Here is an 8405-nt window from a genome sequence, read left to right as displayed (position 1 = left end):
CGCCCGCAGCGGGATCTCGGCCGACAGCAGCGGCACCTTCAACGCGGAGAGCTGTTCCCGGGCGAACCCCGCCGCCTGGGCGCGGCGGTTCACCTGCATCAGGACCACCGCGGCAGGGATGCGGGCCTGGGGATCGCGGCGTTGCGCCATCTTCTGTTCCGCAACCACATGCTGGTAGGTCCGCGCGGCCTCCAACGCGTCCTTCAGGTCCGGACGGGACGGGATGACCACCGCGTTGGCGATGCCGATGGCATGCACCAGCCCGCGCGCAAGCGCACCGGCGACGTCGATGACGACCCAGTCCGTCCGCTGCTCGGCGGCAGTCGCCGCTTCGATGATATCGTCCTCGTCCACGGTGGTGCAGGGGATCGGCGCCCCGGCCGCCTTGATCCATTGGGTCAGGTTCCGGTTGGGATCGATGTCCAGCAGTTCGACCCGATACCCGGCACGGCGCCAATGGTCGGCAAGACACAGCGACAAGGTCGTCTTGCCCGGTCCGCCTTTCGTGCTGGCTGACGTGATGATCGGCATGGCTTCCCACCGTGGCTGAAATTTGCCTGCAGGCTGCGCCAAAGCGGCCGACAAAGTCAACGCGGCCCATAGGCAGCCCGGCATCCACGCCGTGGCTGGCACTCCTCCTCACCGGGCACCTGGCTATGCGCTCACCGAACGCGCCCGCCTCCAATGCAACATGTTGAGTTGCTGCCTTATGGCTGGCTGGCTGCCGGTCTGGGCAGATCCAGAATGATGCGGATACCGTCCGGATCGGAGACGATGGCAAGCCGGGCACCGATGGCCAGGGCACGTCGCCGCATGTTGGCAAGGCCGTAGTCGCCGGGGCGGTCGGGCGCGCCGCCGCGTCCCTCGTCGGCGACCACCACGCGCACCCTGTCGTCGGTCGGCCGAATCCCGGTCGTCCCCCAATCCGCCCCCGAATGCCTGGCGGCGTTCATCGTCGCCTCCTGAAGCAGGCGGAACAGCTCCAGCGCGGTCGAAGACGACTAGCCGGCCCCCTCCGGCAGGGCATGCATCTGCCAGTCCAATCGGCGCTTCATGGAAGACCATCAGCAAGGACAGCAGGGTGACGCCCAGGGCGTTCGGCCGGCCGGCCGGACCCTTACGATGGCTTGCCGCTCCGGCACCCCTGCTCGTCCTGCTGCAAGCGCTGTCTCCGGACGCGGCGGTGGCGCAGGTGCCGGTACCGGTGGAGCGCAACCTGCCGTCGGCGGTCTCGGGCAAGGGCGGCGGCCTGCGCTATGGCCGCGGCCCGGCAGCCGATGCCGACGACACCCCGCTCGGCGTCGACCTCAAGGGCATCCGGCTCATCGGGCTGACCGCTCGGGTGATGCCCGATCCTCCGGCGGGCATCACGTCATCGGGGGTGGAGGGGCTGGACCGGCAGCGCATCGCCGACGCGCTCGGCCCGCTCCTCGGTCAGTTCCAGGAAATCACCGCGGGCGTGCCGCAACTCCGCGTCAGGGTGGTGGACGGCACCGCAGCCGGCGGACTGATCGAGGCCGAGCGCATTTCGGAGGATCTCGACTGGCTCAACCGCTTCCCCTACCGCCAGTTCAACGGGGTGTTCGAACCGGGCTCCGCTCCGGGCTTCCTGAGACTGTCGGGAAGCAGCCGGCCATCCTATGCCAGCCACACCGGGCGGATCGTCATCCCGACCGTCGCACGGCAAGCGCTAAGCCTGCCCCCCAGATTCGTTGCAACATCCCAGGACAGCGCCGGCAGACTGTACGCCACCCGCGGCTATACGCTGAACGACGGCAGCGTCGATGCCGGCTTCGTGCTGCGCAACGAAATGAGGCTGCAGCCGTTCGCCGCCCTGGGTCGTCTCGGCGACCCCGGGATCGGCCCGGTGGAGAACGCCGTTTCCCCCTTTGCCTTTCTCGACAGGCGATGGCCGATCTGGTCGCCGTGTCCGATGGCCGCAGCGGCGTCGGCGTCGCCATGGAGGAGCGCGGCCGGCTGGAGCCGGTGGCGATGGACGACGGCCTGCGAGGCCTGATTGCCGATGCCGCCGCCGCGCTCGGCGCGCCCGCCATGCCGCTGCCGAGCGGCGCCATTCATGACGCCGTGGTGCTGGCACCCTGCGTGCCGACCGCGATGATGTTCGTGCCGAGCATCGGCGGCCGCAGCCACACGCCGGTGGAGGACACCGCCCCCGAGCATATCGTGCTGGGTGCCCGGGTCTTCGCCCGTGCCGTCTTCGCCGGTGCCGTCGCCGCCTGCGCCCTCGCGTCGTAGGCCGTCGCCTTTAAGCTGTTGATACTGTAGCCCGTCGCCACCATGGCGGGGTAGTATGGCCATCCGGGGATTCGCCCCGCCGCACACGCATCGAAAACCAAAGCAGAATGCAGGATCCGTCGCTGTCCGAAGGTCTGGGCCGACGCCTCCACGAGCTCCGGGTCTCGCGGAACATGACCCTGTCCGCGCTGGCGCAAATCTGCGACTGCTCGATCGCGCTGCTGTCGAAGATCGAGAAGGGCAAGGCGCACCCGTCGCTCAACACGCTGCACCGCATCGCCCTGGCGCTGGACCCAACATCGGGCTTCTCGTGCCAACGGACCGGAACCAGCCCTCGACCATCGTCCGGCGGGGCGAGCGGCCGATCCTGTCCAACGGCCTGTTGCGGGGCCGGGACGGCGTCGAGCTGGAGGCCCTGTCGCTCCTTATCAGGTGAACATCCACCATGTCGACGCCGGCGGCCGCTCCGACGGCTGCATCACCCATCCCGGCGAGGAGTTCATCTATGTGCCGGCGGGTGAGATCGACTTGATTCTCGACGGGGAGATCACCCGCATGGCGGCGGGCGATTCCGCCTTTTTCGCCTCCCACATCCCGCATGGCTACGCCAACCCCGGCTCGGTGCGCGCCTCCGTGCTGTGGCTGAACTCGCCGCCGACCTTCTGACGGGCGCCCTTCAGCCCCCGATGGCACTCCCGTCCGGCACCAGCCCGTCCAGTGCCGCGGTCAGCCCGTCGAGCAGGGGAAGCGCCGCCCTGGCCCGCAGCCGGCCCGACCAGCCGGAAAACGGGGCGCCGCCCAGCAGGACCGCCTCCGCCCCGCGGTCGCGGGCGGCGGCGACCGCGTCCAGAATCTCGCCATGGTAGCGCCACGGCTCGGCCGCCAGATCGAGGACACCGCCGCTGAGGAAGGCGATGCCGACCATCCGGTCGGCCAGGCCCAGGTCGCTCACCCTGGCCTCGATCGCCGGACGCATGGCCGGGCCCAGCGTGACGACGGCGAAGCGGCGTCCTCCCGTCCCGGCGGCCCGCAGGCCGGCCTCGCCCAGCCCTTGCACCGGCTTGCCGAAGGCGGTCCGTGCCTGCGCCAGCCCGGGATCGCCGAAGGCGCCGACGATGGCGCCGTCACAATCGGGATGGGCGCCGAGCATGGCGGGCACCGCCAGTTCGGCGATCGCCAGATCGGCCGGCGTCTCCAGCGCCGGCGCACCGAACGGGGCGGTCGCCCCGACGATGGTCGCGCCGCCACCCACCAGGGCCCGCGCCGCCTCGACCATGCGGGCGGTGATGCGGGCCGAGGTGTTGGGGTTGGCGATCAGGATCCTCATGGCCAGCTCCTCATGGCCAGCTCCTCATGGCTGGTGCGGCTCCGGAAAGACGGTCAGCCAATGGCGGGCGATGTCGGCGCGGCGGGCCACCCAGACCCCCGGCTTTTCGGCCGCATGCCGCAGGATGCGCTCCAGCGCCCCCATGCGGCCCGGCCGGCCGATCATCCGCAGGTGAAGCCCGACCGACAGCATCCGCCCGCCCTCCCCATGCAGCCAGTCCATCGCATCGGTGACGTAGCCGGCGAAATCGGCCCCGGCGAAGCGCTGGGTGTGGAAATAATGCATGTCGTTGGTGTCGAACGCATAGGGCAGCACGACATGACGCCGTCCGCCGATCTCCAGGTCATAGGGGATGTCGTCGTTGTAGGCGTCGCTGTCATAGAGAAACCCCCCTTCCTCCACCAGCAGCCGGCGGGTGTTGGGAGACGCGGATGAGCGGGTGTGCCAGCCCACCGGACGCTCGCCGGTCGCCTCGCGGATCGCCGCCACGGCGCGGCCGATGGCGCGGCGCTCCTCCTCCTCCGCCATGTCGGCGTGGCTTTCCCAGCGCCAGCCATGGGCGGAGATCTCGTGCCCGCGGGCCACCGCGTCGCGGGCCAGCTCGGGGGAGCGCTGCACCGCCCGGCCGCAGGCGCTGACCGTCAGCGGGACGCCGTAGCGGTCGAACAGTTCCATGATCCGCCACCATGCCGCACGGGTGCCGTATTCGAAATGGCTGTCGATGCAGGGATCGGGTCCGGCGCGGCGGTCGGTCACCTCATAGACCGCCTCGTTGACCGGGTCGCCGTCGCGGACGGAGAATTCCGCCCCCTCCTCGAAATTCAGCACGAACGACAGGGCGAGCCGCGCATCGCCCGGCCAGTTCGGATCGACCGGCCGCCCGGCATAGCCGCGAAAGTCGCGCAAGGGACCGGCTCCGGACAGTCTGCGGGTCATGCCGGTCACTCCGCGGTTCCGGCCATGCGGGACAGCCCGACGGCACGGTCGGCGATCACCAGCAGGACCAGCGTGCCGAGCAGGATCAGGGTGGACAGCGCCGCCAGGGTCGGGTCCGGCGCCTCTTCGATATATTGCAGCATCTTGATCGGCAGGGTCTTGGTGCGGACGTCGGTCAGGAAGATCGACACCGGGTAGTTGTCGAAGGAGGCCAGGACGCTGAACAGCCCGGCGACCAGGAAGGACGGCGCCAGCGCCGGGATCATCACCCGCAGCACGCTCTGCGGCCAGGTGCAGCCCAGCGTCAGCGCGGCCTCGATCAGGGTGAAGTCGAAGCGCGACAGGCCGGCGATCATCGTCCGCGCCACATAGGGCAGCGTGACGACCAGATGGGCCAGCAGCAGCGCCGGCCAGCTGGCGGTGAAGCCGACGCCGCGGAAATACTGCAGCAGCGCGATGCCGAGCACGAGGCCGGGCATCATCAGCGGCGAGACCAGCGCGGCGGCGAAGGCCTCCGCACCCGGCAGCCGGCCGCGCACGATGGCGACCGCCGCCATGGTGCCGGCCACCAGCGACAGGGCGGTGGAGAGCAGGGCGATCTGCAGGGACAGCCAGAGGGCCGGCCAGAAGCCCTCCAGCGAGGCGATGCGCCCGTACCATTTCCACGACGCGCCGCCGACCGGCAGGTCGAAGACCGGGGTGGGCGACAGGCTGGCGGCGGCGATGACCAGCAGCGGCGCCAGCAGGAACAGGCAGGCGAGGATGGCCATCGCCCAGGAAAAGGCCAGTGCGGCGGTTCTCATGCCCGGCCCTCCCTGCCGACCCGGCCAGAGACCCGGCTCGACAGCACGACGATGGCGACCGCGATGACCAGCAGCACCACGCCGGCCGCCGCACCGAATGCGGGCTCGCGGCTCAGCAGATAGGCCTTGGCGATGGTGGAGGCGAGCGTCGGATAGCGCTCGCCGATCAGCAGGGTCGGCACGACATAGGCCGAGACCGACAGGGAGGAGACCAGCGCCACCCCGGCGACGATCCCCGGCATGGTCACCGGCAGCGTCACTTTCAGGAAACCGGCCACCGGATTGGCGCCGAGCGTCGCCGCCGCCTCCGACAAACGGGGGTCGAGCTGGGCCACCACGGCGAACACCGGCAGGATCATGAAGGGCAGGAAGACGTTGACCGCGCCGACGATCAGCGCGGTCTCGGTGAAGATCATCCGTACCGGCGCATCGACGATACCGAGCCCCAGCAGCACAGTGTTGATGACCCCGCTGGAGCGCAGGAGGATGGTCCAGGCGAACGCCTTGACGATGACGCTGGCGGCCAGCGGCAGGAACAGGCAGCCCAGCATCAGGCTGCGCCATCCCCCCTTCGCCCGCGCGATGGCGAAGCTGGCGGGATAGCCGACCAGCAGGGTGATGATGGTGACGGCCAGCGACAGCTTCAGCGAATTCCACACCGCGCCGAGATGGTGCGGCGTGGTCAGCAGCCGCTCGTAGGCGGCGAGGCTCAGCCCCGGCCCCCCTCCCGGCGGCCCGCCCGGCGGCGCTTGCAGGCTGACCGCGAACAGCAGGGCGAGCGGCAGGGCGAACAGCGCCAGCAGGATCAGCCCGGCCGGTCCCGACAAAAGCAGGGCAACTCGGCGGTCCCGGTCGACCCGGGGGAGCAGCGCGATCATGCCGCTTCCTCCGCCGGGAACAGCAGGGTTTCGGCGACCGGCCAGCCGATGGCGACCGGCGTGCCGGGGTCGGGCAGCGCCTGGCGGCCCGACAGCTCCGCGATCAGGACGGCGCCGCCGGCATCGATCTCCACGACGCTGCGCGGACCCTGGAAGGTGACGCCGGTGACGGTGCCGCGCAGGGTGTTCTCGCCCTCGGCAAGGCGGACATGCTCCGGCCGGGTGGCAACGATCACCGGCGAGCCGGGCAGGAAGCGGCGCGGCGCCCGCACATGCCCCACGGCCGTCTCCACCATGGAGCCGTCGCCATCGGCGGCGACCACGGTGCCGGACAGCCTCAGCGACTGGCCGACGAAGGACAGGGCGAAGGCGGTGGCCGGCCGGTCGTAGAGCGTGCGGGGGTCGGCGAGCTGGTCGATCCGCCCGCGATGCATCACCGCCACGCGGTCGGACATGGTCAGCGCCTCCTCCTGGTCGTGGGTGACGAAGATGGCGGTGGCGCCGACCTGCCGGAGCAGGCGGCGCAGTTCGCCCTGCATGGTCTCGCGCAGCTTGCGGTCGAGCGCCGACAGCGCCTCGTCGAACAGGATGACGCTGGGCTCGACCGCGATGGCGCGGGCCAGCGCCACCCGCTGCTGCTGGCCGCCCGACAGGGCGCGGACCGGCCGGTCCGCCAGAGTGCCGAGATGGACCAGCTCCAGCGCCCGCCTGACCGCGGCGTCGATCTCCGCCTTTGGGCGCTTGCGCAGCTTCAGCCCGAAGGCGACGTTGCCGGTGACGTCGAGGTGGGGGAACAGCGCGTAGTTCTGGAAGACGACGCCGACGTTGCGGCGGTAGGGCGGCAGCCGGGTGATGTCCTGGCCGGCCAGTTCCAGAACGCCGCTGTCCGGGTGGGTCAGCCCGGCGATCACCCGCAGCAGGGTGGTCTTGCCGCAGCCCGAGGGGCCGAGCAGCGTGACCAGCTCACCCCTCGCCATCCGCAGGTCGATGTCCGTCAGCACCGGCGTGGCGCCGAAGCGCTTGGACACGCCCCGCACCGACAGATGGGCCGCCATGCCGCCGCCCTCCATCACATCAGCTCCGTCGTCCAGCGCTCGGCCCACTTGCCGCGTTCCCTGGCGACGAAGGCCCAGTCGGGGGCGAAGAGCGTGGCCGGGTCGGGGAAGCCGGCGGGGCGCGGAGTCGCCGTGTTGGTCGGCGCCACCACCGCCTTTTCCACCAGGATCTGCTGCACCGCCGGGCCGAGGAAAGCGTCGATCACCGCGTCGGCCAGTTCCGGGGCCGGCCCGCCCTTGACCTTGGCGATGCCGGACGGCATGGCGAAGCCGCCCTCCTTCGGAATGGCGAGGTCGACCGGCGCCCCTTCCGCCTTGCGGGTCAGGGTATAGGCGGAGAACTGGCCGCCGATCATCGACGCCTCGCCCTGCTCCAGCAGGTTCATCGCCTGCGGCGCGTTGGTGTAGACGTTGAGCAGGCTGGGAACCAAGCTCTTCAGCTTCTTGAAGCCGGCGTCGATGGCGTACTGCGCCTCGGCGAAGGGCTTGCCGGTCTCCAGATGCGCGGCGACCAGCAGGGTCCAGAATCCCTCGGTGTTCTGGATCGACGGGACGATGACCCGGCCCTTGCTGGCCGGCGCCCACAGATCGGTCCAGGAGGCCGGGGCAGGGGTCTTCGAATTGAAGGCGATGCCGGCCCACGGGCGCTGGTAGTTCGCCCACATCCCGTCGCGATGGACCGCGCTGGCGACCAGCCGGTCGAGGTTGGGGCTGCCCTTGGCGGTGATCGGGACGATCAGCCCCTCGTCCGCCGCCTTGATCATCACCGGGTCGTCCATAATGACGACGGAGAATTTCGGCGCCCCCCGGTCGGCCTGCATCTTCTGCAAGTTGGTCAGCGAGTTGGAGCCTTCATAGAGGATCGTGACGCCGAGCGACGCCCGGATCGCCGGAAACACCGCCTCGTTGAAGTATTTGGCGGCACCGGCCGGGCCGCCGATGACGATCTCCCTGCTCTGGGCGCGCAGGATGGACGGCATTGCAAGCGACGCGGCGAGGGCTCCGCCGGCCGTCAGCAGGGTGCGGCGGGACAAATCGTCAGGGCGCATGGGAAGGGCTCCGAGCGGGGGGAAGACAGGAGCCCTTTCGCAATCCCCGTGCCAAATGTGCACATTTTGTCTTGCGCCCTGAAATCAAGGGCTTAAAACAG

The 8405-nt window shown here is 70.3% G+C and carries 11 protein-coding genes and 1 pseudogene (1 of these 12 only partly in view); 4 read left to right on the top strand and 8 right to left on the bottom strand.

All coding sequences use genetic code 11. The annotated features are described in order from the left end of the window. Positions 1 to 531 carry the 5' portion of a ParA family protein gene (locus AL072_RS26490; protein WP_052710454.1) on the bottom strand. It extends 105 nt beyond the left edge of the window, so 531 of the gene's 636 nt are visible here — the first part of the coding sequence; it begins with the start codon at positions 529 to 531; its stop codon lies off the left edge, out of view. A gap of 176 nt (positions 532 to 707) precedes the next feature. After that, complete coding sequence (locus AL072_RS26485) at positions 708 to 953, bottom strand: sensor histidine kinase (RefSeq protein WP_045585788.1); 246 nt, start codon at positions 951 to 953, stop codon at positions 708 to 710. 100 nt (positions 954 to 1053) lie between these two features. Between AL072_RS26485 and AL072_RS26480 the strand changes: the two genes are divergently transcribed. The 4 genes and pseudogenes from AL072_RS26480 (at position 1054) to AL072_RS34555 (ending at position 2922) form a co-directional block, all read left to right on the top strand. After that, on the top strand, positions 1054 to 2256 hold the full coding sequence (locus AL072_RS26480) for a M20/M25/M40 family metallo-hydrolase (protein ID WP_082109406.1): 1203 nt from the start codon (positions 1054 to 1056) through the stop codon (positions 2254 to 2256). A 107-nt stretch (positions 2257 to 2363) separates the two neighbouring features. Next, positions 2364 to 2489: pseudogene (locus tag AL072_RS36365) on the top strand (hypothetical protein); the annotation flags it as partial. Positions 2490 to 2566: 77 nt separating this feature from the next. Further along, on the top strand, positions 2567 to 2692 hold the full coding sequence (locus AL072_RS36060; RefSeq protein WP_281178704.1) for a hypothetical protein: 126 nt from the start codon (positions 2567 to 2569) through the stop codon (positions 2690 to 2692). After that, positions 2689 to 2922 (top strand): cupin domain-containing protein, encoded by a 234-nt coding sequence (locus AL072_RS34555; RefSeq protein ID WP_052710453.1) that lies wholly within the window; start codon positions 2689 to 2691, stop codon positions 2920 to 2922. The genes AL072_RS36060 and AL072_RS34555 overlap by 4 nt, the downstream gene beginning before the upstream one ends. A 10-nt stretch (positions 2923 to 2932) precedes the next feature. Here the strand turns inward: AL072_RS34555 and AL072_RS26465 are convergent, their stop codons facing one another. From AL072_RS26465 to AL072_RS26440, 6 genes are read right to left on the bottom strand one after another with little or no spacing between them, the layout of a single operon-like run. Further along, on the bottom strand, positions 2933 to 3583 hold the full coding sequence (locus AL072_RS26465; protein ID WP_045585785.1) for an aspartate/glutamate racemase family protein: 651 nt from the start codon (positions 3581 to 3583) through the stop codon (positions 2933 to 2935). Positions 3584 to 3607: 24 nt separating this feature from the next. Further along, positions 3608 to 4519 carry a polysaccharide deacetylase family protein gene (locus tag AL072_RS26460; protein WP_045585993.1) on the bottom strand — a complete coding sequence of 304 codons (912 nt, stop codon included), beginning with the start codon at positions 4517 to 4519 and terminating at the stop codon, positions 3608 to 3610. 5 nt (positions 4520 to 4524) lie between these two features. Then, positions 4525 to 5322, bottom strand: a complete 798-nt coding sequence (locus AL072_RS26455; protein ID WP_045585784.1) for an ABC transporter permease — start codon at positions 5320 to 5322, stop codon at positions 4525 to 4527. Then, a complete protein-coding gene (locus tag AL072_RS26450) occupies positions 5319 to 6200 on the bottom strand; it encodes an ABC transporter permease (RefSeq protein ID WP_045585783.1) in 882 nt (293 codons plus the stop codon). Before AL072_RS26450 ends, AL072_RS26455 begins: the two co-directional genes overlap by 4 nt. Next, positions 6197 to 7255, bottom strand: a complete 1059-nt coding sequence (locus AL072_RS26445; protein ID WP_045585992.1) for an ABC transporter ATP-binding protein — start codon at positions 7253 to 7255, stop codon at positions 6197 to 6199. Before AL072_RS26445 ends, AL072_RS26450 begins: the two co-directional genes overlap by 4 nt. A gap of 14 nt (positions 7256 to 7269) precedes the next feature. Beyond that, complete coding sequence (locus tag AL072_RS26440; protein WP_045585782.1) at positions 7270 to 8304, bottom strand: extracellular solute-binding protein; 1035 nt, start codon at positions 8302 to 8304, stop codon at positions 7270 to 7272. Between the last annotated feature and the right edge of the window lie 101 nt (positions 8305 to 8405).

Source organism: Azospirillum thiophilum, assembly GCF_001305595.1.
GTDB lineage: Bacteria > Pseudomonadota > Alphaproteobacteria > Azospirillales > Azospirillaceae > Azospirillum > Azospirillum thiophilum.
Note: the sequence above shows the minus strand (reverse complement) of the source record. Positions and strands in the feature narration are given on the sequence as shown.

Coding starts and splice junctions, on each gene's coding strand:
- AL072_RS26440 (WP_045585782.1), bottom strand. CDS start 8,304: ATGCGCCCTGACGATTTGTCCCGCCGCACCCTGCTGACGGCCGGCGGA.
- AL072_RS26460 (WP_045585993.1), bottom strand. CDS start 4,519: ATGACCCGCAGACTGTCCGGAGCCGGTCCCTTGCGCGACTTTCGCGGC.
- AL072_RS26445 (WP_045585992.1), bottom strand. CDS start 7,255: ATGGCGGCCCATCTGTCGGTGCGGGGCGTGTCCAAGCGCTTCGGCGCC.
- AL072_RS26485 (WP_045585788.1), bottom strand. CDS start 953: ATGAACGCCGCCAGGCATTCGGGGGCGGATTGGGGGACGACCGGGATT.
- AL072_RS26455 (WP_045585784.1), bottom strand. CDS start 5,322: ATGAGAACCGCCGCACTGGCCTTTTCCTGGGCGATGGCCATCCTCGCC.
- AL072_RS26465 (WP_045585785.1), bottom strand. CDS start 3,583: ATGAGGATCCTGATCGCCAACCCCAACACCTCGGCCCGCATCACCGCC.
- AL072_RS26480 (WP_082109406.1), top strand. CDS start 1,054: ATGGAAGACCATCAGCAAGGACAGCAGGGTGACGCCCAGGGCGTTCGG.
- AL072_RS26450 (WP_045585783.1), bottom strand. CDS start 6,200: ATGATCGCGCTGCTCCCCCGGGTCGACCGGGACCGCCGAGTTGCCCTG.